This window comes from Cytobacillus oceanisediminis, from assembly GCF_007830235.1.
Lineage (GTDB): Bacteria > Bacillota > Bacilli > Bacillales > Cytobacillaceae > Cytobacillus > Cytobacillus oceanisediminis.
Genome location: NZ_VLKI01000003.1, coordinates 200,646 through 223,788 on the forward strand (window position 1 = coordinate 200,646; position 23,143 = coordinate 223,788).

Genomic DNA, 23,143 nt, shown 5'->3' on the forward strand with positions numbered 1-23,143 from the left:
ATTAAATTCTAGAGGGAAATTTGGGATCGGCCAGCTGTCCATTCCAGATCGCCTGATGGCATGGAGAATTTCTTTGCCGGCCGGCGGGTGCCTCACTTTCCTGATAAGGGGGTAAAAATTTAAAAAAACTGTCATAACAATGTAGGACAACATCATACACATATAATGTCCAAACATAATAGATAGGATAATATTATCCCACTAACTCTATGATTCGGGAGGGGATCACTTGGAAAAGGTTGATATTTTTAAAGATATTGCCGAAAGAACTGGCGGCGATATATATTTTGGAGTAGTTGGCGCCGTTCGCACCGGCAAATCCACATTTATAAAGAAATTTATGGAGCTTGTTGTATTGCCGAATATGGACAATGAAGCAGACCGTGCCCGTACTCAGGATGAACTTCCGCAAAGTGCTGCCGGCAAAACGATTATGACCACAGAACCGAAATTCGTGCCTAACCAGGCTGCTACAGTCCATGTGGCAGAAGGCCTGGATGTAAACATACGACTGGTTGACTGTGTAGGTTATACAGTCCCCGGAGCTAAGGGATATGAAGATGAAAATGGCCCAAGAATGATCAATACACCTTGGTATGAAGAGCCGATCCCTTTCCATGAAGCTGCAGAGATAGGTACGAGAAAAGTTATTCAGGAGCACTCAACTATCGGCGTCGTGATTACGACAGATGGAACGATTGGCGAAATTCCGCGTGCCAATTATCTGGAGGCGGAAGAAAGGGTTATTGATGAACTGAAGGAAGTCGGTAAGCCTTTTATCATGATTATTAATAGCGTACAGCCTCACCATCCGAATACGGATGTGCTTAGAAATGAGCTTTCCGAGAAGTATGATATTCCGGTTCTTGCCATGAGTGTAGAAGGCATGAGGGAAACGGATGTTATGAATGTAATGCGTGAAGCTCTATATGAATTCCCGGTGCTTGAAGTTAATGTAAACCTTCCAAGCTGGGTGATGGTGCTGCATGAAGATCATTGGCTTCGTGAAAGCTACCAGGAAGCAGTAAAAGAAACTGTTAAAGACATTAAAAGGCTTAGAGATGTAGACCGTGTAGTCCATCAATTTAGCGACTTTGAGTTTATTGACCGTGCAGGGCTCGCTGGCATTGAAATGGGGCAGGGTGTGGCAGAAATAGACTTGTACGCCCCGGATGATCTTTATGATGAAGTACTAAAAGAAATTGTCGGTGTGGAAATCCGAGGAAAAGACCATCTGCTTGAACTGATGCAGGAATTTGCCCATGCAAAAGCAGAATATGACCAAATATCCGATGCTTTAAGAATGGTGAAGCAAACAGGTTATGGAATTGCCGCTCCTTCGCTGGCTGATATGAGCCTAGATGAACCGGAAATCACACGCCATGGCTCACGCTTCGGAGTGCGTCTAAAAGCAGTTGCACCGTCTATCCATATGATTAAAGTTGATGTAGAATCCGAGTTTTCGCCGATTATCGGTACAGAGAAGCAAAGCGAGGAACTCGTCCGTTATCTGATGCAGGATTTTGAAGATGATCCTCTATCCATCTGGAACTCTGATATCTTTGGTCGAAGCTTAAGCTCAATTGTGAGGGAAGGAATACAGGCAAAGCTTTCCCTAATGCCTGAGAACGCAAGATATAAGCTTAAAGAAACTCTGGAAAGAATTATTAACGAAGGCTCTGGCGGATTAATAGCGATAATCCTTTAAATGAAGGCTCCTTTTGGAGTCTTTTTTTATTTGGCTCTGTTAAAGCTTTTTGTTGTTTTTTAGCACCCTGTTGATTGGAGCGGAAGGCACTAATCCCGCGAAAATGCATTCGCATTTCCTTCGTGCGGTGTTATTTCAGGGAAGCTTATTCAAAGTCCTGCGGGAGTGCGGATCAAAGCGACGAGGAGGCTCCCTGACCGCCCGCGGTTCGCTGAGCACCTGGAGCGGAAATCAATAGGCCAGTTTATCAGAGTTATTTTTAAAAATTTCTTTTTATGTTTATTAAAGCGCCCTTAGGGTATGAAATAAAGGTCAACTTATTACAAATATGTTGCAGATAAGAAAAGATTCCCATTAAATCATGAAATATTCTTGATAAGAGTAAATGATTGTGATAATCTTTTAACAGAATTACCGTTGTGGCGGCCGAAACCCTTATTATCAAAGGATTTTTGATAATTTATGGATTGAAATTTTTCTGTTCATACTTTATTATTAGGCTTGTTAAATAAAAACACGCCATAACGTATAGAATTCAGTAATTTTGTTTACAAATGTATGTAAGGATTGTTATTTTACTGGGTTTTATCGATATTTGGGAGGAGGTGAAAGGCATGAACAAGACAGAACTAATTAACGCAGTTGCTGAAGCTGGCGAACTTTCTAAAAAAGACGCAACTAAAGCAGTTGATGCTGTTTTCGATACAATCTTAGATGCTTTGAAAAATGGTGATAAGGTACAACTAATTGGTTTCGGAAACTTCGAGGTTCGCGAACGTGCTGCCCGTAAAGGACGCAACCCGCAAACTGGTGAAGAAATCGAAATCGCTGCAAGCAAAGTTCCTGCTTTCAAACCAGGCAAAGCGCTTAAAGATGCAGTTAAGTAATCTACATAGAGTGAAACATCATTCAGGGCAGGCATTTTGCTGAACTGAATGTTAGTTGAACCAATCGGGCGTTTACTGGCAGTTTTCCTACTCTAGAATAGGAGGTATTACCTGCCGGTTAACCAGCGATAAAAGTGCTTAAAGCTTATGCTTGAGCTAAAAACCGCGATTCGTTCGCGGTTTTTTCTATTTTAAAATAGGGCTGTGTAAAGGTCAATGTTGATTTTAGTACGCTGTTGATTGGAGCGGAAGCTGCGAGCTCCTCGAAAATGCTCTCGGATTTTCTTCGTGCGGTGTTAATTCACTGATGCTTATTCAATGTCCTGCGGGGAGTGCGGATCAAAGGGAGACCCCGCAGGCGCAAGACGCCGAGGAGCGTCGGACCGCCCTGAGTGCCTGGAGCGGAAATCAACAGGCAAGTTTAACAGACCCGGCTCATGCTATACGCCATACAGTTTCTGCTTTGCGCAGACCAAAAGGGTTATGCTAATATGAACATATTATCAAACACAGTGTTATAGCATAGGAGGAAGTAATTATGGCAGACGTAAATCGTGCCCAGATAGAAGATGCGGTACGTTTAATATTAGAAGCAATCGGTGAAGACCCAAATCGGGAAGGGCTCCTTGATACACCAAAACGAGTAGCAAAAATGTATGAAGAAGTTTTTATGGGATTAAACCAGGATCCTAAAGAGTATTTTGAGACAGTATTTGGCGAAGATCATGAAGAACTTGTCCTCGTGAAGGATATTCCTTTTTATTCTATGTGCGAACATCACCTTGTGCCATTTTTCGGTGTAGCCCATGTCGCTTATATTCCAAGGAACGGAAGGGTAACTGGCTTAAGTAAACTTGCCAGGGCTGTAGAGGCAGTAGCAAAAAGGCCGCAGCTTCAAGAACGCATTACATCCACAGTTGCTAACTCAATTCTCGAGAAGCTTGAGCCGCATGGCGTTATGGTCGTTGTAGAAGCGGAACATATGTGCATGACAATGCGGGGAGTTAAAAAGCCAGGTTCTAAAACAGTTACTTCCGCTGTAAGAGGTGTGTTTGCAGATGATGCAAGAGCACGGGCAGAGGTTCTTTCATTAATCAAACAATAAGCTTGGAAACAAGACTAAAATATGCGTCTCATTCTTAAAGAAAGAAAAAGAATTCGGGAAAGGCTGAAAGATAACTACTTTTGGCCTTTTTTTGTAAGAAATTATTTTTGCCAAAATATATTGTAAAGGATGTTTTCAATGGAAAAGAAAAGTCCATCGGGAAATGATTATATAGTTATTAAAGCAAAAGAAGACGGTGTAAATGTCATTGGTTTAACGAGGGGTTCTGATACAAGATTCCATCATTCCGAAAAGCTGGATCAGGGAGAAGTTATGATTGCCCAATTTACAGAGCACACATCTGCTATAAAGGTGAGGGGAAACGCAAGGATTATGACCTGTTATGGAGAACTGGAAAGCGAAGCGAAAAAATAATAGTAAAAATGGACATAATTGTTTTTCAAGATAATGTCCTGACATGTTTCTGTAATTTATGATATAATTGTCTCTGCTTAATTAATAATACATTTGATAACAAGATACCAGTAAAAAGGGCTTTTTTTATGCCCGATTTATTTATATTTCATACTAAACGATCAATAGGTCAAAAATAGACTATATAATCTTAAAGATAAGTGTGTTTAACAATTTTGATAAAGCTTCTCCTGTCTTTTTCCCTTTAGCTTTGCATGCTCAGGGAGCAAGGAGGCTGCTGCGGGAAATAGAAAACTTAGGGGAAACAAGGGTGATTGCATGCATGACGTGAAGATTAAATTGGCAGATATTAAAGAACAGATTGAGAAAAAGGTACACCACCCTTATCTGCTCAGGTATATCGATTCTCCCGTTATAGACGAAGATAAGCTTCTGCTCTTAATTTCTATCCTGGATGAATTAAAACTTTCGGAAACAAAGGCAGAACAATATGCCATAACGGCTATGCTTATCCAAATCGCCCTTGATACCCATGAACTTGTAATGAACGATGAGTCTGAAGGTGAAGACCTTAAACACAGACAGCTTACCGTCCTTGCAGGCGTGTATTACAGCGGCTTATATTATAAAATTCTTGCCGCACTCGATGATATTAACATGATTCGTGCACTGGCTGACGGGATTAAAGATGTGAATGAGCATAAGATATCCCTCTACCAGAAAGCCCCTGAGGCTGTTGACCACTTAATGAATTCCGTCAAGAAGATTGAGGCGGCTCTCTTCGAAAAGTTGACGGATGCTTATTCCAAGACTGATTGGAAAGAGGTTGCATCCAATCTGCTATTTATTAAGCGGCTAATTGCCGAGAAAGAGCAATTTATTAAGAATGGCACTTCAATTGTCTTTGAAGCGCTGAAAAAGCTGACATTCCCAAAAGTGAAAGAGATGTCTGCTGAACAGCAAAACTATCTGCTTCTGATTTGTGACAGATATATTGACTTTTCTAGAAAGCTGGTTGATCAATATCTGATGAAAATCCCTTTTGTAAACGAATTGTTAGAGCAGCGTATTCATTTCATCTTTAATCATAGTCAGTCTGTGGCTAAAACTTTTGTGGAAGAAGGGTAATGTATGCAGCAATCAAAAGAAGAGCGAGTTCATAGTGTATTTGAAAAGATTTATGGCAACTACGATAAAATGAATTCAGTTATTAGTTTTCAGCAGCATCTCAGATGGCGCAAGGACACCATGAAAAAAATGAATGTCCAAAAAGGTACGAAGGCTCTTGATATTTGCTGCGGCACAGCCGATTGGTCCATTGCACTTGCTGAAGCTGTTGGTGAGAATGGACAAGTAGTCGGACTTGATTTCAGCAAAAATATGCTGAAAATCGGTGAGGAAAAAATTAAAGAACGGAAACTTGATCAAGTTGAACTTGTTCACGGAAATGCCATGGATCTGCCTTTTCCCGATAATTCCTTTGATTATGTAACCATCGGATTTGGGTTAAGGAATGTACCTGACTACATGCAGGTATTAAAAGAAATGCACCGTGTTGTAAAGCCTGGCGGAATAGCAGTGTGTCTGGAGACGTCACAGCCGACTATGTTCGGCTATAAACAAGCCTATTATTTCTACTTCCGTTTTATTATGCCTATGTTCGGCAAACTATTTGCCAAAAGCTTTAATGAGTATTCTTGGCTGCAGGAATCTGCAAGAGACTTCCCGGGAATGAAAGAACTGGCAGAAATGTTCGAGAAGGCAGGCTTTAAGAATGTCACTTATAAGCCATATAGTGGCGGAGTGGCAGCTGTACACATTGGAACGAAACAAAAATAATAACTTGTTCTGAATGTTTCTCATTGCACAATGCAGAAAACAGCAGACGGGATTGATAAGCTGGGTGAGTTAGAAGATGAAATTGAAAATGATGTATTCATTTTTGAATTCAGATTTAAATGTGATAGAGGACGAGCTGGAGGAGACGATTAAAGCAGAGTCTCCTCTATTGCATCAGGCATCACTGCATTTATTGCAGGCCGGGGGAAAAAGAATTCGCCCAGTTTTTGTCTTGCTTGCAGCAAAGTTCGGAGATTACGATATAAATAAAATTAAAAATGTGGCCGTATCACTTGAGCTTATCCATATGGCATCTCTTGTACATGATGATGTCATTGATGATGCCGAATTGCGCCGCGGCAAGCCGACAATCAAAGCGAAGTGGGACAACAAGATTGCCATGTATACCGGCGATTACATTTTTGCGCGTGCTCTTGAATTAATAACAAATGTTGAAAATCCGCACGCGCATAAAATCCTATCCCATACACTGGTTGAGCTATGTATAGGCGAAATCGAGCAAATCAAAGATAAGTATAATTACGACCAAAATGTAAGGACTTATTTCCGCAGAATCAAAAGAAAAACTGCGATGCTGATAGCTGTCAGCTGTCAATTGGGTGCCATTGCAGCCAATGTAGAAGACGAAATACATAAGAAGCTTTTCAAATTTGGTTATTTTGTCGGGATGTCATATCAAATTATTGATGATGTCCTGGACTTTGTCGGAACGGAAAAGGAACTCGGCAAACCTGCTGGAGGGGACCTCCACCAGGGCAATATAACACTTCCTGTCCTTTTTGCAATGGAGGATAGGACCATCCGTGAGGAAATTATCAAAGTCCACGAAGGAACTGAGCGTTCGGATATTGAGGAAATCATTAAACTAGTCAAGAATTCAGGTGCAATCGAAAAATCTCTTCATATAAGCGACAAGTATCTGCAAAAGGCATTGGAGGTTTTGGAGGAGCTTCCGCCATCAAAATCTAAGAAGGCTTTACGGGATATTGCCAAGTTTATTGGAAAAAGAAAATTTTAAGAAGGCCTGCCGGGGCACCTAATTCCAGCGAGGGTGCCCATCATTGCATGCTATGCTTTTCTTTGGCTGTTTCCTTACCCTGCTTCTTAAATTTCGGCAGGATAGTCGGGAAACATGCATTTTACGTGTGTTTTTTTAAAAGCGCTTTCAAGTTTCTGTTGCTAAATTGTCAAAACAATGTTAATATTTTCGTGGATTGTCAGACAATGATTAATCACTATACATACGTTTTAGGAGTGGAACTAAATGGAAAGAACATTTTTAATGGTTAAACCTGACGGAGTACAGCGCAATTTAATCGGTGAAATCGTTTCCCGTTTTGAAAAGAAAGGTTTCCAGCTTGTTGGCGGTAAGCTTATGAGCATTAGCAAAGAACTTGCGGAAGAGCATTATGGAGAGCACAAAGAGCGCCCATTCTTCGGCGAACTAGTAGAATTTATCACTTCCGGCCCTGTTTTTGCTATGGTTTGGGAAGGCGAAAATGTTATTGCGACTGCTCGCCAAATGATGGGTTCAACTAATCCTAAAGATGCGGCTCCAGGGACGATCCGCGGAGACTTCGGCATCACTGTAGGAAAAAATGTAATCCATGGTTCAGATTCACCTGCAAGTGCAGAACGTGAAATCGGTCTATTCTTCAAAGAAGAGGAAAAAGTAGAATACACTAAATTAATGAATGAATGGATTAACTAATGTGAAAAAAGCCCTTGTCCCTGACAAGTGCTTTTTTTGTAACCGAATACAACAAGCCCGGATAAGAGTGACCGGAAATCTGCAAGGGTAAAATACGATGATCACCGCTGTAAATTAGAGGGGAAAAAGATGAATCAGGATTATCAGGAATTTATTATAAATATTAAACGGAAAACGGGGATTGATCTTTCACTATATAAAGAAACACAAATGAAAAGAAGGCTTATCTCTCTTTATGAGAAAAAGGGTTATAGATCATTTGGAGATTTTTATAGTGGCATAAGCAGGGATCGAGAATTGCTGAACGAATTTTTAGATCGAATGACCATTAATGTTTCAGAATTTTACCGAAATGCGAAGCGCTGGGAGGTGCTGGAAAAACAGATTCTCCCTGGGGTGCTTAAACAAAACAGGAATCTTAAGATTTGGAGTGCAGCCTGCTCGACGGGTGAAGAGCCTTATACGATAGCAATGATTTTGTCTAAATTTATGCCATTATCAAAGATTAAGGTGTCCGCGACGGATATTGACGAAAACGCCCTTGCGCGGGCCAGGATGGGCGTTTATCCTGAAAGATCCCTGAATGAAGTCCCTGAACCTATGCAACAAAAGTTTTTTAGCCGTGAAGGCAGTTTTTATAATATATCTGAAGACATAAAGAAGACAGTTTTGTTTAAAAAACAAAACCTGCTTGCTGATGAATTTGGCGGGCCCTACGATTTAATTGTGTGCAGGAATGTCTTAATTTACTTTACGGAAGAGGCCAAGGATAGTCTCTATCATAAATTCAGCGGTGCATTAAAAAAGGATGGAATATTCTTTGTAGGCAGCACTGAACAAATCTTCAATCCTGGGCGCTATCATTTGGAATCTGCTGAAACCTTCTTTTACAGAAAGCTTTAATAGAAAAGCCTGTATGGAGGATGATTTGCTGTCATCCTCTTATTTAATTTCGTTGAAATAATAGGAGTTTTCGTTGATAAAATCAATTTATCGTTGATATATCACCAGTGTTCGCTGATTTATGAAATAATTTTTTGATTTAACTCCTTTTTGGGCTCCGGCTTGCGTTCTGAAAAACAGCCAAAGGGCGTTTCAATCATCCAGAGAGGGTCACAGCCCGTCTATTTTTTGTGGTATATTTCTTTACGTGTTAAAATGGCTCCATTCATAAGAAGAAATAAAATATTATAGAAATTTTCAAATTTTATCTATTCTTATATTTATCATTATGTTATATTGGTACATAATCCTTTAATGAGTTGAAGGGGGAAAGAGTTTTGAGATATCTTACATCTGGTGAATCACACGGACCGCAGCTAACCACTATAATAGAAGGGTTGCCTGCCGGAATGCCGTTGCTTGATTCCGATATAAATGAAGAATTGGCCCGACGCCAGAAAGGCTATGGCAGAGGCAGAAGGATGCAAATTGAAAAGGATACCGTCCAAATAACTGGCGGCATCAGGCATGGCTATACATTGGGGTCGCCAGTCGCCCTTGTGGTAGAGAATAATGACTGGAAGCACTGGACCAAGATTATGGGCCAGGAACCTCTAAATCCGGAAGATGAGGCAGAGGTAAAAAGGAAGATCTCCCGTCCGCGCCCAGGGCATGCAGATTTAAACGGAGCCCTTAAATATGGGCACAGGGATATGAGAAATGTACTTGAGCGATCTTCTGCAAGGGAAACTACAGTAAGAGTCGCAGCCGGAGCAGTTGCCAAAAAACTGTTATCTGAGCTTGGGATTCAGGTTGCAGCACATGTAATTGAAATAGGCGGAGTTGCTTCCTCAGTAAAAGAATACTCCTCATTAGAAGAATTAAAAGAAATTACGGAAGAATCGCCGGTTCGCTGTCTTGACCCGGATGCCGGGCAAAAGATGATGGAAGCGATTGACACTGCGAAAGAAAATGGTGACTCCATTGGCGGAGTTGTGGAAGTGATTGTTGAAGGAATGCCGCCTGGAGTTGGAAGCTATGTACACTATGACCGCAAGCTTGATTCCAAGCTGGCAGGTGCAATGGTTAGTATTAATGCTTTTAAAGGCGTTGAATTCGGCATCGGATTTGAAGCAGCCAGAAAGCCGGGCAGTGAGGTTCATGATGAAATTGTGTGGGATCCTGAAAGAGGCTACTACCGCAAAACAAATCGCCTTGGCGGCTTTGAAGGCGGCATGTCAACCGGAATGCCAATAGTTGTCAGAGGTGTGATGAAGCCGATCCCTACACTATATAAACCTCTTCAAAGCGTAGACATTGAAACGAAAGAGCCGTTTTCCGCAAGCATTGAGCGTTCTGACAGCTGTGCTGTTCCGGCAGCGGCAGTGGTTGCAGAAAATGTTATCGCATGGGAACTTGCCGCGGCACTTGTAGATCAGTTTTATTCAGACAGATTTGAGACATTAAAAGCAACGGTTGAAGAGCAAAGAAAATTTGCGAGGGAGTTTTAATGAAAAGTGTTTCTATCCAGACAGATACCAGAACCTATCCTGTTTTTATAGGTTCTGGGGCAATTGGCGGATTAAGCACATTTATTAAAGAGGCTTTTCCGGCCATGACAAATTTAATGGTTATTACAGATGAAACCGTTCGGGATTTCCACCTTCCTGCATTAGAATCAGAGCTTGAGAGCATTGATGCAAAAATTTGCACAGTTCCAAGCGGGGAGAAGGCAAAAACATTTGATGTGTACTATCAATGCTTAACTTTTGCTTTAGAACACAAGCTTGACAGGAAATCACTCATTTTGGCATTTGGCGGCGGAGCTGTCGGCGATTTGGGTGGTTTTGTCGCAGCCACATATATGAGAGGGATTCCTTTTATTCAAATTCCTACTACTATACTGGCCCATGATAGTGCAGTCGGAGGGAAAGTGGCAATTAATCATCCGTCAGGCAAAAACATGGTTGGGGCCTTTTATCAACCGTCTGCAGTGTTTTATGATTTGGATTTTCTTGGTTCCTTGCCGCCGAAAGAGAAACGTTCCGGCTTTGCGGAGGTGATCAAGCATAGCTTGATCCATGATATGAACTTCTACTTAAGTCTGAAGGAGCAGATTCATTCTCTTGAAAATATACCGAGTGAGGAATTGAGCACGATCCTTACAAAGGGAATAGAAATAAAAGGCGCCATAGTTGGCGAGGATGAAAAGGAGTCAGGGGTACGCGCTTTTCTAAACTTTGGGCATACACTTGGCCATGCAATTGAAGCAGAGAAGGGCTATGGGGAATGGACACATGGAGAATCCGTTGCTGTAGGGATTATTTTCGCTCTGGAATTAAGCAGGAAGGTGTTTGGCTTAACATTCGAAATTGGCGAATTTAAAAACTGGCTTTCTTCTCTTGGATATCAGGTTACCCTTCCCCAGGAACTATCACATCAAAGCCTGCTGGAACGCATGAAGCAGGATAAAAAATCAGAAGGACAAAAAGTCCGGTTTGTTTTATTACAGGAAATAGGCAAGCCGGTATTATACCAAGTTTCTGATGAACTGCTGCTAAAGGAACTTGAAAGTTTTTCGAAGCAGCAAGGTTGACTTGAGCCTTGGAATAAGAATAATAGGCTTGAGCAGACAGGAAAGAGATGCTGCTCTATACCGTTTTTTAATGGAGGTGTTGCAAGTGATTCGAGGGGTGAGGGGAGCCGTCACCGTTGAAGACAATAATGAATCAGAGATTATTGAGGCAACGGGGATGCTTATAAGGGAAATGATACAGAAAAATAATTTAGAAGCAGAAGATGTAGCGTCCGTATTTATCTCTGTTACGGAAGAACTGACAGCAGCCTTTCCGGCAAAGGCGATGAGGTCACTAGAAGGCTGGACGTATGTTCCTGTGATGTGCATGAGGGAAATACCGGTTGAAGGGTCTTTGCCCAAGTGTATTAGAGTGATGATGCATGTTAATTCGGACTCTCAGCAGCAGAATATTCATCATATTTATTTGCGTGACGCAGTCCAGCTTCGTCCTGATCTTAAAACAAGCAGCACAACATAAGACTCTCTTTAACGGAGAGTTTTATGATAAGATATTTAATTTTGGAATTTTGATAACTGTCTAGCTCTAGGCGCCATCGGCTCGAGGTCTTAAGTCAATCGCTTCTGAAGGCAAAAAACGCCTTCTGCCAGGGCTCGTCTTAAGCTTATCGCCGAAAGGCGGGCGCCTTGCGCTTTTCTGATATAGGAGCATATCATTTTTTACTTTAATACGATAATAAGTAAAAGTAATTAATAAGAGGTGGAAATGTATGAAATGGAAGGAACAGCTTCTGAATTTAACTCCTTACCAGCCGGGAAAATCAATTGAACAAGTCAAAAAGGAATTTGGGCTGGATAAAATAGTGAAACTTGCTTCTAATGAAAATCCATTTGGGTGTTCGGAAAAAGTTCTTTTTACAATGAATCAGTCCCCTTCATTTTTTGCGCTTTATCCAGATGGATATGCCACTGAATTGCGTTCTGTGCTGGCAAATCACTTGTCGGTCGAAGAAGAGCAGATCATTTTTGGAAATGGCTCCGATGAAATTATACAAATGATTTCAAGGGCATTGCTTGGCCCCGAAACAAACACCGTTATGGCTGTGCCGACTTTCCCGCAATATAAGCATAATGCTGTCATAGAAGGTGCTGAAATCAGGGAGATTCCATTGGTGAATGGAGAACATGACCTTGATGCAATGCTGGCTGCTATCGATGAGAATACCGCTGTCGTGTGGGTCTGCAGCCCTAATAATCCAACAGGGAACTATGTAAATGAATCTTCTTTACTATCATTCCTGAAAGAAGTGCCTGAAGATATTTTGGTTGTCCTTGATGAAGCTTACTATGAATATGTAGTAGCCGATGACTATTATAAGGCACTTGATTTAATCAGCCAATTTAAAAACTTGATCGTACTGCGCACTTTTTCTAAAATTTACGGATTAGCCAGCCTTCGGGTGGGATATGGAATCGCAAACCCTGAAACAATTAGAGCTTTGGAGCCTGTCCGGGAGCCGTTTAATGTTAACAAGTTTGCTCAGGCAGCTGCATCTGCAGCTATTGGCGACCAGCAGTTTATTGAAAGCTGCAGGCAAAAAAATCGTGAAGGCCTTGAACAATTTTATGCTTTTTGCAAGAAGCACGGACTTCAATACTTTCCGTCACAAGGAAACTTCATTTTAATTAATTTTAATGCTGATTCGAACGAAGTGTTTCAGTTCCTGCTTGAAAAGGGATATATCGTCCGTTCTGGAAAAGCACTTGGTTTCCCGGGTTCTGTCCGTGTGACAATTGGTTCCAGGGAGCAAAACGAAGGTGTACTTGAAGCAATGGAACAGTATCTGGTTAAACAGGCGGCTGCGTTATAATATAAAAGTTCCGCAGAAATAGTCTGGTTATATATTTTGATATATTCCATAATAGAAAAATCCTTCCATTCAGAGGCATCTTCATGCCTCTGAATTATTTTTAAAAAGGCGGTGAGGGGATGAGAGGAAAAGTCTTTGTGATTGGCCTTGGGTTAATTGGCGGTTCTCTGGCATTGTCCATAAAAAGTACTCACAGAGAATCAGTCATTATTGGCTATGATGTAAATAAAGAGCAGTCCCGTCTGGCTGTAATGCTGGGCGTCGTCGATGAAATTGCCCTTACGATTGAAGAGGGAGCTTCAGAAGCCGACCTGATTTTAATAGCTGCACCCGTACAGGAAACAGAAAGAATCATACATATGCTAAAAGACTGCAAATTGAAGGAAACGGTTATCATATCGGATGCCGGCAGCACCAAAAAAGAAATTGTGGGCTGTGCCAAGGTCCTAAAAGAAAAAGGCATCACATTTATTGGCGGCCATCCAATGGCTGGGTCCCACAAGAGCGGTGTAACGGCAGCCAAAACTTTGTTGTTTGAAAATGCCTTTTATCTGCTGACACCTGACAAGCATATTTCAGATTCTGAGATAGCCATGCTAAAGGAATGGCTTTCAGGTACGAAAGCGAAGTTTTTAACCATTTCGCCGGAGGAACATGATTATATTACGGGAATAGTCAGCCATTTTCCTCACATGGTTGCCGCTTCCCTTGTCCATCAGGCAGAAAAAACGAGCCACACCCAAACACTTATACCAAGATTGGCTGCAGGCGGTTTCAGGGATATTACGAGAATTGCTTCCAGCAGCCCTTCCATGTGGAGAGATATTCTGCTTCAGAATAAAGAAGTTCTTCTGGATTTGATGGAGGAATGGCAGGAAGAAATGGAGAAAGTAAAAAAGATGCTGAACAAAGAAAACAGTGCTGGCATTTTTGAATATTTTTCTCAGGCCAAAAGGTTCAGGGATGAGTTGCCGCGAAAAGAAAAAGGTGCAATTCCGGCATTTTATGATCTATTTGTCGATGTTCCCGATTACCCTGGTGTCATTTCCGAGATCACGGGATATTTGGCGAAGGAAGAAATCAGCATTACAAATATAAGAATCCTGGAAACAAGAGAAGAAATATATGGAGTCCTTGCAATCAGTTTTCAAACGGAAGAGGACCGTGAACGTGCAATTAATTGTATAGAGCAATATACTAGCTATGAAACAACCATCGGCTTATAAAGAGGAGCAGGACATTGTCTTCTTTAAATCAGTTTAAAAGGGTGATAATATGAATCCAGCAAAGCTGAATACAAATATACAAGGATTAAGAGGAGAAATAGCTGTACCTGGGGATAAATCCATTTCCCATCGATCCATTATGTTTGGAGCAATTGCAAAAGGAAAGACCAATATAACCAATTTTTTATTGGGCGAAGATTGCTTAAGTACCATTGCCTGTTTCCGAAAGCTTGGCGTACGCATCGAACAGGAAGAACATCAGGTCACAGTAAGCGGCAGGGGCCTAGAAGGGCTTCAAGAGCCCGCGGATATTTTGGATGTCGGGAATTCCGGTACCACAATCCGGCTTCTGATGGGAATCCTTGCTGGCCGTCCTTTTCATTCAGTGCTTGTTGGTGACCAGTCCATTGGAAAAAGGCCAATGACAAGAGTGACCAAACCGTTAAGCATATTCGGAGCGGAAATAAGTGGCAGAAATAATGGCGAGTATACACCCCTTTCGGTTCAGGGCGGACAATTAGAGGGAATCACTTATGAGCTGCCTGTTGCAAGTGCACAGGTTAAATCGTCGCTGCTTTTCGCTGGCATGCAGGCCAGCGGTGAAACTGTGATAATCGAGCCCGTAAAGACCCGTGATCATACGGAAAGAATGATCAGGCAGTTCGGCGGGGAAATACAGACTGACGGCCGCACAATCCGCATTCATGGCGGCCAATCATTAACAGGAACTGATATCCATGTCCCTGGTGATATATCCTCTGCTGCCTTCTTCCTGGTTGCAGGCGCCATTGTGCCCGGAAGTGAAATCAGATTGAAAAACGTAGGATTAAACCCGACAAGAACAGGCATTATTGACGTGATGCATAGAATGGGGGCAGAAATCATCGTAGAACCTTATGAGAACGGATCATCAGAGCCTGCTGGAGATATTACCATTAAAACATCAGCCCTTAAAGGAGCAGTCATTGAGGGAGATCTTATTCCACGCCTAATTGATGAAATTCCCGTTATTGCCCTGCTGGCTACACAAGCAGAAGGAGATACGGTCATTAAAGATGCAGAGGAACTCAAAGTAAAGGAAACCAATCGGATTGATACGGTTGTCAATGAACTGTCAAAGCTTGGGGCTAACATTGTTGCCACTGAAGATGGAATGATAGTCAAAGGGAAATCTTCGCTCTCAGGCGGGCATGTATCCAGCCATGGGGACCATAGAATAGGGATGATGCTTGCGATAGCATCAGCCATTTCCAGCGGTGAAGTCCATTTAGATCAGAAAGAAGCGATTTCCGTTTCTTATCCTTCGTTTTTTGAGCATTTGGAAAGCCTTATTAAATAAGCGGATGATAATAATAAGAAAAAGGGCTGTTCTCTGCAGCTCTTTTTCTATTGAATAGTCATATTTTCTGTAAAAATACATAGCTTGTCATAAGACCGTTTAGAGGGTGGTTTTATGACTTATATAATTGAGAATGCGAATATTTTAAAGGAAGCCAAGCTGAAGAGGGTATCACTGCTAGTCAAGAAAAATGAAATTTCTTTGATGCAGCCTGAACTGAAAAGGTTTCATTTCACCAGAATGGATGCTGATCCATTTATCATGACTTCAGGTTTTATTGTCCTGGATACTGCTATTCCTTTGGAAAAGCCTTTTTTTGAGCTGAAGGACTATTATGTAAGGGAGTTCATACTTAAAGGTTGTACGGCTTTCCTTACTGCTGCTTCTGTTAAACATGAATACTCCATGAAGAATGATATTAAAGGCCTTAGGGCACGTTTGTTAAGCAGTCCGATTGATTATATTATTGGGGTAAGGATTCCAGTTCGTCTGCTGACACCTTCTTTTATGAGAAAGTGCAAGAGGGAGAGAGTGCCAGTTGTCTTCGTTGAAGTTACGGATGAGCAAGAGCTGGAACAACTTCCTTGGGGATGGATACGTGAATCCATGTTTCCTTATAATTGCCCGCTTGCTCCTGTTTTTCTAGGCAGGAATGGGAAGGAGAAAAGCAGAATTAAAGCAGTATGGGACAGATTGATGAAGGAACAGAAAATTCCTTCCATGCCGGACGAGCTGAAAGAGCATGAACCTCTTTCCCGCACAATCCTTTCCAAGGCTGGAATCTATCCGTTGAAGGGCAATATTCAGCAGGGCGGCGAGATTACCTATAATTTATACTTAAAGCCCAGCGAAGGCCTTCCTATTGAAGAATCGGAGCTGTTTCATTATCATAAAGATAAACTTGCTGTCACTGTCCTTAGAGGCAAAGTGGTCCGGGCGGGACAAGAAGTTGTTTTTCGTTCCGGTTCTGGCGAGCATGTTAAAATCAATACACCCGCTTACTTTAAAATAGCCGATTAGCATTCGAAAGGAATTTAGTATGGATAAAGTAAACAAAATCATTACTCTTTTAGAGAACGGTCAACATGAAGAAGCATTGGAGAGCTACCAGCAAATCTTGCTTGGCGGTTCGCATGAGGAAAGGTTCCTGCTGGCAGAAGAACTATTCCTGTATGGTTTCCTGGAAGAAGCAAAAGCGCTATATGAACGCCTCCTTGAAGCTTACCCGGAAGAGGGAGAACTGCTTGTATTATTGGCGGAGACACATATCGATCTGGGAAATGAGGGGGAAGCAATCCTCGTCCTTGAAAGAATAAGCGAGCAAGATCCCAGTTATCCGCAGTCATTGCTCTTGCTAGCCGATCTTTATCAAATGGACGGCTTATTCGAGGTAAGTGAACAAAAACTGCTAAAAGCCAAAAATATACTTCCCGATGAGGTTATTGTGGATTTTGCCTTAGGAGAGCTCTATGCTGAACAAGGAAAATTTCTTGAAGCCATCCGGGTTTATGAAAAGGTTCTAGAAAAAGAGGAAATCATTGCAGGCATTAATGTTAACCAAAGAATGGCAGATGTCCTTAGTGCTGGGGGAGCCTTTGAAGAAGGACTCCCATACTACGAAAAAGCGCTGGAGGATAAACTGGAAATCAATACACTCTTCAGTTATGCCTTTACAGCACTTCAGGCTGGCTTTAACCAGACAGCTATCGAAAAATTTACCGAGTTAAAAGAGCTTGATCCTGAATATCATTCCCTGTATCTATATCTTGCCCAGGCTCATGAGCGTGAAGAAGAGGCTGCTAAGGGACTAGAAGCAGTAAGAGAAGGCATTAAGCAGGATGAATTCAATAAGGAACTATTCTTTTACGGAGGGAAATTGGCTCTGAAGAATGGTGATGAAAAAGAAGCTGAAGATATGTTCAGGCAGGCTCTCGCGCTTGATCCTGAATATATTCAGGCTGCCAATATATTAAATAAACTCCTGCTTCAGCAGGAAAGATATGATGATGTAATCGAAATTGCAAATATGATGAATGACCTTAATGAAGAAGAACCGCAGCTTTTATGGGATGCAGCTATTGCCTACCAAAATACAGAAGAATATTCAAAGGCATTAAACAAATACCAGCTTGCATATACTTTCTTTAAACAGCAGCCTGATTTTCTTTCCGATTACGGATATTTTTTAATTGAGGAAGGAAAAAGGGAAGAGGCTGCCGAAATTTTTAATACATTAATCAAACTGGAACCAGGCAATGAAGAGTATCAGGATGTTCTGCAAAGGCTTACGGATGATTTTCTTGCTTAAATAAGGAAGCCTGCCAAAAAGGAGTATTTCTCCCAATGGAGGGCTGACTTATTGAAAACTCAGTTTTGGCCAAATTTGTTTGTAAGCAGAGGAGGGAATCAAAAATGGCGACCCCTGTATCTGTCAACGAGAAGAAAGACTTTATACGCTGGTTTTTAAATCATTATCAGCTGAAAAGAAGGGAATGTGTCTGGATCCTCAATTATTTGATGAGCCATGACCAGCTGATGGAAAAAGTGCATTTTGTGGAGCAGGCACAATACTGCCCGCGCGGCTTGATTATGTCCACCCATTGTGTGGATGAAGTTCCTTTCCGTTTTTACAAAGAGAATGTCATGACAACAGATGCTGAGAAATCGTTCCATGATATCAGGTTAAATCGTGATGAGGAAATTTACATCCAGCTTAATTTCCACGCTTCCAACAAGGCTCATCAGTATGCTGCAGTTATGGAAGAAAATCCTTTTATGCCAAAAAGCCTGCAGATCAGCGAAAAGGATCGGCTGATTGCTGAAAGGTTCCTGGCTGAAAGCCTGGAGAAATTCAGAAGGGAAAAGCTTCTTGAGCTAATTGATGAAGCGCTGGATAAACAGGATAAAAAAGCATTCAGTATCTTAACCCAGCAGTTAAATAAATTGGAAACAACCTAAGCCTTGCTTTTTTTAAAAGCAAGGCTCTTATTTTTTATCGGCGATATGAATAGCCAGCCTCCAGCCCGGTTAGGATTTTCTGATTTGTAGCATAGCGATAGATAATGATATATTAAATAGGTAAAATACTGTAATGGAGTGAATTAAATGAAGTGGATTTCACAGGACATCGATATGTTCCTGAAAGAAAAACAATATGTAGATACTGCTGTACTGCCCCTGCTCCCGGTTTCATTCGGGGATGATATAAAAAAGTCAGTCGCGATGACTGAATTTATATCTCTCCTCAGCGTGCAGCTTGAACGGCAATTTAGGGGCCGCCTCATTATGCTCCCTGGGTATGCTTATATAAAATCAGTATCAGAGGACAAGCTTGTCAGCAGTTTAGGCGAATGGGAAGCAGAGCTGAAATCCCAAGGGTTTAAGCATATATTCCATTTAACCTCGGACAGCATGTGGAATGCACTTGAAGACCGTTTGGAGGGTGGGTTAATATGGCTTCCATCCCTGCCTCTTGAGCATATGGAGGAAAACTATAAAAATTCCATTTTGGAAGACCAGGTGAAACAGCTTCTGGCCTTATTTGTGCAAAAGTGGCAAAATGGTGAATAGTGTGAATTTTAAGTCGCTCTGTTGACATGTTTCACCAAAGGATTATATTGACCTTACATAAAGATTGATATATCATTGTTATGTCCTAGTTTTATATTGTGTTGAATTTTGTCCGTTGGACTTAACTTCATAATAGAGGGGGGAAAAGTATGAGCAAAAATCGAGTTTCTAGACGTCAATTCCTAAACTATACACTTACTGGTGTAGGCGGTTTCATGGCAGCTGGTATGCTAATGCCGATGGTTCGATTTGCGGTTGATCCGGTATTGCAGGCAGCTGGCGAAAGTGATTTTATCCCAACAAAGCAAAAAGTGGCTGAAATTACCGAAACTCCGACAAGGGTTGATTACACTTATGAGCAGCAGGATGCATGGTACACATCCGAAGTTACCGGCACTGCGTGGGTTTATAAGGATGAAAAGGGTGAAATTGTGGCATTGTCTCCAGTTTGTAAGCATTTAGGGTGCGTAGTTGACTGGAATACTGACAAATCAAACCCTGATCATTTCTACTGCCCTTGCCACGGCGGCCTTTATACAAAGGATGGGACAAACGTTCCAGGTACACCGCCGATTGCAGCGCTTGATGTATTTCCTTACACAGAAAAAGACGGCTTTTTGTATTTAGGCAAGGCTGAACCGCGAAAGGAGGCGTAATAATTGTTAAACAAAATTTATGATTGGGTAGATGAACGTTTAGATATTACGCCCATCTGGCGGGATATTGCTGACCATGAAGTGCCCGAGCATGTAAACCCTGCGCATCATTTCTCTGCGTTTGTTTACTGTTTTGGCGGTCTGACGTTCTTCGTTACTGTAATTCAAATCTTATCCGGTATGTTCCTGACAATGTACTATGTTCCGGATATTAAAAACGCATGGGAATCTGTGTATTATCTTCAAAACCATGTTGCATTCGGACAAATTGTCCGCGGAATGCACCATTGGGGAGCTAGTTTGGTAATCGTAATGATGTTCCTACATACGTTACGTGTTTTCTTCCAGGGAGCTTACAAGAAGCCCCGTGAATTAAACTGGATCGTCGGAGTGCTTATTTTCTTCATAATGCTTGCACTTGGACTAACTGGTTACTTATTGCCATGGGATATGAAAGCCCTATTTGCAACAAAAGTAACAATCCAGATCGTAGAATCAACTCCATTGATTGGAGAATATTTAAAAATACTTATTGCCGGTCATTCTGATATTGTCGGCGCACAAACCATCACCCGTTTCTTTGCAATCCATGTATTCTTCCTTCCGGCTGCACTATTCGGGTTAATGGCTGCCCACTTTATTATGATCCGTAAACAAGGTATTTCCGGACCGTTGTAAGATAAACAAAAAGCGGAGAGCCCCCGCTTATCGGCGACAAGCTTAAGTCAAGCGCTGGCGAAGGCGCTTTTTGCCTTCAGAAGTGATTGGCTTAAGACCTCGAGCCGATGGGGCTCGTAGCTGAACAACTAGCAAAGTTCAAAAATGAAATGCTGCCTACTTATAAAAAAGGAGGGGAAATCGCCCAATGCATCGTGGTAAAGGTATGAAATTCGTAGGTGACTCTCGTGTTCCTGCTGAACGCAAACCGAATATCCCGAAAGACTATTCGGAATATCCAGGTAAAACAGAGGCATTCTGGCCAAATTTCCTATTAAAGGAATGGATGGTGGGAGCTGTTTTCCTAATCGGTTTCCTCAGTTTGACAATTGCGCATGAGCCGCCATTGGAAAAAATTGCTGATCCAAGTGATACAGCTTATATCCCGCTGCCAGACTGGTACTTCTTGTTCTTATACCAGCTACTGAAATATAGCTATGCATCCGGACCTTATAATGCAATTGGTGCGTTCATTATTCCAGGTCTTGCATTTGGAGCATTAATGCTTGCTCCATTCCTTGACCGCGGACCTGAACGCCGTCCATCTAAGCGTCCTTTAGCTACTGGCTTTATGCTGTTGGCGTTAGCCGGTATCACTTATTTGACATGGGAATCTGTAGCGCACCATGACTGGGAAGCTGCAGCTGAACAAGGTAAGATTGTAGCTGAAGTAGAATTCGACAAGGAAGACGAAGGCTACAAAATTTTTGAAGCCAATGGCTGTATTTCCTGCCATGGTGGAGACCTTCAGGGTGGTGCAGGTTCACCTGCCCTTGTTGACACTGGTTTAACACCTGAAGAAGTTGCTGACATTGCCAAGAACGGTAAAGGTGCGATGCCTGCCGGTATGTTTAAAGGCACTGATGAAGAACTTCAAAAATTGGCTGAGTTTATCTCTGGCCTTGAAAGTAAATAATTATGAAGAAGCTGGCATCTGCCAGCTTCTTTTTTATTCTCTATAGAAGCTGCTCTTTTTTATAAAAGGCACACTATGGTAAAATAATGAAAAAATGATGTATATAGAGAAGGGGAGCAAATATGAAGTGGATTTATCCTTTATTGGGCAGCAGAGCCGTTTTGATGATGCTGCTGATTATCAACACCGCAGGGACAATTTATGGGTACATATGGTACAAATGGCAGCTGGTGGACACCCCTGCTATATTCCTGGCTTTTGTCCCCGATAGCCCGACCGCCAGCTTGTTTTTTGTGTTTGTCCTGATGGCCTTTTTAATGGGCAAGAATTGGCCTTTGCTTGAAGCCTTGGCTATTGTTACGCTGGTTAAATACGGAATTTGGGCTGTAGTCATGAATTTGCTTGTCTATCGTGTGACTGGCGATTTAGATCCTGCTGCCCTTATGCTTATCTTTTCGCATGGAGCCATGGCCCTTCAAGGCGTGTTATACGCACCTTTTTACCGGTTTAAAACCTGGCATCTTGTTGTAACTGGAATATGGACTCTCCATAATGATGTGATTGATTATGTCTTTTTTATGCTACCCCGATATCCAATTCTGAACTTGTATACACCTCAAATAGGCTACTTTACATTTTGGCTGAGTATTTTCTCATTGGGTGCTGCTTATTATTTAGTATTAAAAAAGAATCGATTTAGCTTAGATATAGTAAAGTAGTTTGCAAAAAAATATTTCGTAATAATATCATGGATGCCCGTAATAATTTATGGTCTAACCTTGTCCTCCTTTTCATACATATCTAATAGTAATTTGAGGGGGGACAAGTTAATGGGGCGGAAATTGATCGCAGTCTTAGTTTTTATTTTTATGTTAATGCCTGGACAAGGTTTTGCGGATAAGACCTCACACATAGATAAATTAGACAAGTTATCTGATGAAGCGCTGCAAATGGTTAAGCTTCACAGATACGAAGATGCCAAGAAGCTTCTTGAATATTTCTCCGAGCAATTCGTGGCTGTTAACGGGAAGGAAAGGCCGTTTACGATGGATGAACTGCGTATCGTTACGGTATCACATAATGATGCTGTACAAGCTACCGTAAATGCATCCATGAGCCATGATGAAAGGCTAAATAACGTGACAAAATTCCGGCTGGTTATGGATGCGATTTCATCTAATTATCAGCCTTTATGGACAGAAATGGAAAAGCCTATTATGGCCGTGTTCGGGGATGTTAAGGAAGCGGCCTATAGCGGAAATAATGAAAACTTCCATTCGAATTTGAATTCCTTTTTATCTTTATACGAGGTTATTTATCCAAGCATGAAAATAGATGTGGATGCAGAACGGGTTCAAAAATTGAATGCCCGCATTAATTTTATTGATCATTATCGACCGCAGGTACTAACTCAGCAGGCAAGCCAGCAGGAGCTTGAGGCATTAGAAAGTGATTTGCAGACAATCTTTGATGAAATGACAGAAGATGAAGCAGATCCTTCCCTTTGGTGGGTGATTATTTCGACAGGGAGCATTATAATCCTTACATTATCTTACGTTGGTTGGAGAAAATATAAGGGGGATAAGGCGAGACAGAAAAATCGTTCCTGAGAGCTAATAGATTGACTGTGCTGTTCCATGGCAAAATCCAATTTTTTTAAACTCATACAGCCTCAGCCAAGATTTTAACGATGTCCCCGTTTTGCAAACAGGGAATAAGGGAAA

At 41.7% G+C, this 23,143-nt stretch carries 24 protein-coding genes; all 24 read left to right on the top strand.

Features of this window, described 5'->3' with window-relative positions:
* Nucleotides 1-229: 229 nt before the first annotated feature.
* The 24 genes from spoIVA to ypjB all read left to right on the top strand — a co-directional run bounded on the left by spoIVA (nucleotide 230) and on the right by ypjB (nucleotide 23,029).
* Nucleotides 230-1,708 (top strand): stage IV sporulation protein A, encoded by a 1,479-nt coding sequence (gene spoIVA, locus IQ19_RS07485; RefSeq protein WP_144541550.1) that lies wholly within the window; start codon nucleotides 230-232, stop codon nucleotides 1,706-1,708.
* 614 nt (nucleotides 1,709-2,322) lie between these two features.
* Nucleotides 2,323-2,595, top strand: coding sequence for a non-specific DNA-binding protein Hbs (gene hbs / locus IQ19_RS07490; RefSeq protein ID WP_009332755.1), 273 nt, complete (start codon nucleotides 2,323-2,325; stop codon nucleotides 2,593-2,595).
* 538 nt (nucleotides 2,596-3,133) lie between these two features.
* Nucleotides 3,134-3,700 carry a GTP cyclohydrolase I FolE gene (gene folE / locus IQ19_RS07495; protein WP_144541552.1) on the top strand — a complete coding sequence of 189 codons (567 nt, stop codon included), beginning with the start codon at nucleotides 3,134-3,136 and terminating at the stop codon, nucleotides 3,698-3,700.
* Nucleotides 3,701-3,838: 138 nt separating this feature from the next.
* Nucleotides 3,839-4,075 (top strand): trp RNA-binding attenuation protein MtrB, encoded by a 237-nt coding sequence (gene mtrB / locus IQ19_RS07500; protein WP_053434574.1) that lies wholly within the window; start codon nucleotides 3,839-3,841, stop codon nucleotides 4,073-4,075.
* Between the two features lie 318 nt (nucleotides 4,076-4,393).
* Nucleotides 4,394-5,203 (top strand): heptaprenyl diphosphate synthase component 1, encoded by an 810-nt coding sequence (locus tag IQ19_RS07505; RefSeq protein WP_144541554.1) that lies wholly within the window; start codon nucleotides 4,394-4,396, stop codon nucleotides 5,201-5,203.
* A 3-nt stretch (nucleotides 5,204-5,206) separates the two neighbouring features.
* A complete protein-coding gene (locus IQ19_RS07510; protein WP_144541556.1) occupies nucleotides 5,207-5,914 on the top strand; it encodes a demethylmenaquinone methyltransferase in 708 nt (235 codons plus the stop codon).
* Between the two features lie 76 nt (nucleotides 5,915-5,990).
* A complete protein-coding gene (gene hepT / locus IQ19_RS07515) occupies nucleotides 5,991-6,953 on the top strand; it encodes a heptaprenyl diphosphate synthase component II (RefSeq protein ID WP_144541558.1) in 963 nt (320 codons plus the stop codon).
* A 246-nt stretch (nucleotides 6,954-7,199) separates the two neighbouring features.
* Nucleotides 7,200-7,646 carry a nucleoside-diphosphate kinase gene (gene ndk / locus IQ19_RS07520; RefSeq protein WP_144541560.1) on the top strand — a complete coding sequence of 149 codons (447 nt, stop codon included), beginning with the start codon at nucleotides 7,200-7,202 and terminating at the stop codon, nucleotides 7,644-7,646.
* 129 nt (nucleotides 7,647-7,775) lie between these two features.
* Nucleotides 7,776-8,549 carry a CheR family methyltransferase gene (locus IQ19_RS07525; protein ID WP_144541562.1) on the top strand — a complete coding sequence of 258 codons (774 nt, stop codon included), beginning with the start codon at nucleotides 7,776-7,778 and terminating at the stop codon, nucleotides 8,547-8,549.
* Nucleotides 8,550-8,926: 377 nt separating this feature from the next.
* Entirely contained in the window at nucleotides 8,927-10,099 is a 1,173-nt protein-coding gene (aroC, locus tag IQ19_RS07530) for a chorismate synthase (RefSeq protein WP_144541564.1), read from the top strand.
* Nucleotides 10,099-11,184 (top strand): 3-dehydroquinate synthase, encoded by a 1,086-nt coding sequence (aroB, locus tag IQ19_RS07535; protein WP_144541566.1) that lies wholly within the window; start codon nucleotides 10,099-10,101, stop codon nucleotides 11,182-11,184. The genes aroC and aroB overlap by 1 nt, the downstream gene beginning before the upstream one ends.
* Before the next feature lie 85 nt (nucleotides 11,185-11,269).
* Nucleotides 11,270-11,644: a chorismate mutase gene (gene aroH, locus IQ19_RS07540; RefSeq protein WP_144541568.1), complete on the top strand. Its 375-nt coding sequence runs from the start codon at nucleotides 11,270-11,272 to the stop codon at nucleotides 11,642-11,644.
* Nucleotides 11,645-11,894: 250 nt separating this feature from the next.
* On the top strand, nucleotides 11,895-12,995 hold the full coding sequence (gene hisC, locus IQ19_RS07545) for a histidinol-phosphate transaminase (protein WP_144541570.1): 1,101 nt from the start codon (nucleotides 11,895-11,897) through the stop codon (nucleotides 12,993-12,995).
* A gap of 119 nt (nucleotides 12,996-13,114) precedes the next feature.
* A complete protein-coding gene (locus IQ19_RS07550) occupies nucleotides 13,115-14,221 on the top strand; it encodes a prephenate dehydrogenase (protein ID WP_144541572.1) in 1,107 nt (368 codons plus the stop codon).
* 49 nt (nucleotides 14,222-14,270) lie between these two features.
* A complete protein-coding gene (gene aroA, locus IQ19_RS07555; protein ID WP_144541574.1) occupies nucleotides 14,271-15,560 on the top strand; it encodes a 3-phosphoshikimate 1-carboxyvinyltransferase in 1,290 nt (429 codons plus the stop codon).
* 114 nt (nucleotides 15,561-15,674) lie between these two features.
* Nucleotides 15,675-16,580: a hypothetical protein gene (locus IQ19_RS07560; RefSeq protein ID WP_144541576.1), complete on the top strand. Its 906-nt coding sequence runs from the start codon at nucleotides 15,675-15,677 to the stop codon at nucleotides 16,578-16,580.
* Nucleotides 16,581-16,599: 19 nt separating this feature from the next.
* The gene (locus tag IQ19_RS07565) at nucleotides 16,600-17,868 is read left to right on the top strand and encodes a tetratricopeptide repeat protein (RefSeq protein ID WP_144541578.1); all 1,269 of its coding nucleotides are present in this window, start codon (nucleotides 16,600-16,602) and stop codon (nucleotides 17,866-17,868) included.
* A gap of 104 nt (nucleotides 17,869-17,972) precedes the next feature.
* The gene (locus IQ19_RS07570; protein WP_110064221.1) at nucleotides 17,973-18,518 is read left to right on the top strand and encodes a ReoY family proteolytic degradation factor; all 546 of its coding nucleotides are present in this window, start codon (nucleotides 17,973-17,975) and stop codon (nucleotides 18,516-18,518) included.
* 147 nt (nucleotides 18,519-18,665) lie between these two features.
* Entirely contained in the window at nucleotides 18,666-19,130 is a 465-nt protein-coding gene (locus tag IQ19_RS07575; RefSeq protein WP_144541580.1) for a YpiF family protein, read from the top strand.
* Nucleotides 19,131-19,279: 149 nt separating this feature from the next.
* Nucleotides 19,280-19,786, top strand: a complete 507-nt coding sequence (locus IQ19_RS07580; RefSeq protein WP_144541582.1) for a Rieske (2Fe-2S) protein — start codon at nucleotides 19,280-19,282, stop codon at nucleotides 19,784-19,786.
* Nucleotides 19,787-19,789: 3 nt separating this feature from the next.
* Nucleotides 19,790-20,464 carry a menaquinol-cytochrome c reductase cytochrome b subunit gene (qcrB, locus tag IQ19_RS07585; protein ID WP_009332736.1) on the top strand — a complete coding sequence of 225 codons (675 nt, stop codon included), beginning with the start codon at nucleotides 19,790-19,792 and terminating at the stop codon, nucleotides 20,462-20,464.
* 187 nt (nucleotides 20,465-20,651) lie between these two features.
* Nucleotides 20,652-21,419: a menaquinol-cytochrome c reductase cytochrome b/c subunit gene (locus IQ19_RS07590; protein ID WP_110064218.1), complete on the top strand. Its 768-nt coding sequence runs from the start codon at nucleotides 20,652-20,654 to the stop codon at nucleotides 21,417-21,419.
* Nucleotides 21,420-21,541: 122 nt separating this feature from the next.
* Entirely contained in the window at nucleotides 21,542-22,138 is a 597-nt protein-coding gene (gene lhaT, locus IQ19_RS07595) for a lipoprotein heptaprenylglyceryl N-acetyltransferase LhaT (RefSeq protein ID WP_144541584.1), read from the top strand.
* A 111-nt stretch (nucleotides 22,139-22,249) separates the two neighbouring features.
* Nucleotides 22,250-23,029: a sporulation protein YpjB gene (ypjB, locus tag IQ19_RS07600; RefSeq protein ID WP_144541587.1), complete on the top strand. Its 780-nt coding sequence runs from the start codon at nucleotides 22,250-22,252 to the stop codon at nucleotides 23,027-23,029.
* The last annotated feature ends 114 nt before the right edge of the window (nucleotides 23,030-23,143 follow it).

Coding starts and splice junctions, on each gene's coding strand:
- hbs (WP_009332755.1), top strand. CDS start 2,323: ATGAACAAGACAGAACTAATTAACGCAGTTGCTGAAGCTGGCGAACTT.
- folE (WP_144541552.1), top strand. CDS start 3,134: ATGGCAGACGTAAATCGTGCCCAGATAGAAGATGCGGTACGTTTAATA.
- mtrB (WP_053434574.1), top strand. CDS start 3,839: ATGGAAAAGAAAAGTCCATCGGGAAATGATTATATAGTTATTAAAGCA.
- IQ19_RS07505 (WP_144541554.1), top strand. CDS start 4,394: ATGCATGACGTGAAGATTAAATTGGCAGATATTAAAGAACAGATTGAG.
- IQ19_RS07510 (WP_144541556.1), top strand. CDS start 5,207: ATGCAGCAATCAAAAGAAGAGCGAGTTCATAGTGTATTTGAAAAGATT.
- hepT (WP_144541558.1), top strand. CDS start 5,991: ATGAAATTGAAAATGATGTATTCATTTTTGAATTCAGATTTAAATGTG.
- ndk (WP_144541560.1), top strand. CDS start 7,200: ATGGAAAGAACATTTTTAATGGTTAAACCTGACGGAGTACAGCGCAAT.
- IQ19_RS07525 (WP_144541562.1), top strand. CDS start 7,776: ATGAATCAGGATTATCAGGAATTTATTATAAATATTAAACGGAAAACG.
- aroB (WP_144541566.1), top strand. CDS start 10,099: ATGAAAAGTGTTTCTATCCAGACAGATACCAGAACCTATCCTGTTTTT.
- hisC (WP_144541570.1), top strand. CDS start 11,895: ATGAAATGGAAGGAACAGCTTCTGAATTTAACTCCTTACCAGCCGGGA.
- IQ19_RS07550 (WP_144541572.1), top strand. CDS start 13,115: ATGAGAGGAAAAGTCTTTGTGATTGGCCTTGGGTTAATTGGCGGTTCT.
- aroA (WP_144541574.1), top strand. CDS start 14,271: ATGAATCCAGCAAAGCTGAATACAAATATACAAGGATTAAGAGGAGAA.
- IQ19_RS07560 (WP_144541576.1), top strand. CDS start 15,675: ATGACTTATATAATTGAGAATGCGAATATTTTAAAGGAAGCCAAGCTG.
- IQ19_RS07565 (WP_144541578.1), top strand. CDS start 16,600: ATGGATAAAGTAAACAAAATCATTACTCTTTTAGAGAACGGTCAACAT.
- IQ19_RS07570 (WP_110064221.1), top strand. CDS start 17,973: ATGGCGACCCCTGTATCTGTCAACGAGAAGAAAGACTTTATACGCTGG.
- IQ19_RS07575 (WP_144541580.1), top strand. CDS start 18,666: ATGAAGTGGATTTCACAGGACATCGATATGTTCCTGAAAGAAAAACAA.
- IQ19_RS07580 (WP_144541582.1), top strand. CDS start 19,280: ATGAGCAAAAATCGAGTTTCTAGACGTCAATTCCTAAACTATACACTT.
- IQ19_RS07590 (WP_110064218.1), top strand. CDS start 20,652: ATGCATCGTGGTAAAGGTATGAAATTCGTAGGTGACTCTCGTGTTCCT.
- lhaT (WP_144541584.1), top strand. CDS start 21,542: ATGAAGTGGATTTATCCTTTATTGGGCAGCAGAGCCGTTTTGATGATG.
- ypjB (WP_144541587.1), top strand. CDS start 22,250: ATGGGGCGGAAATTGATCGCAGTCTTAGTTTTTATTTTTATGTTAATG.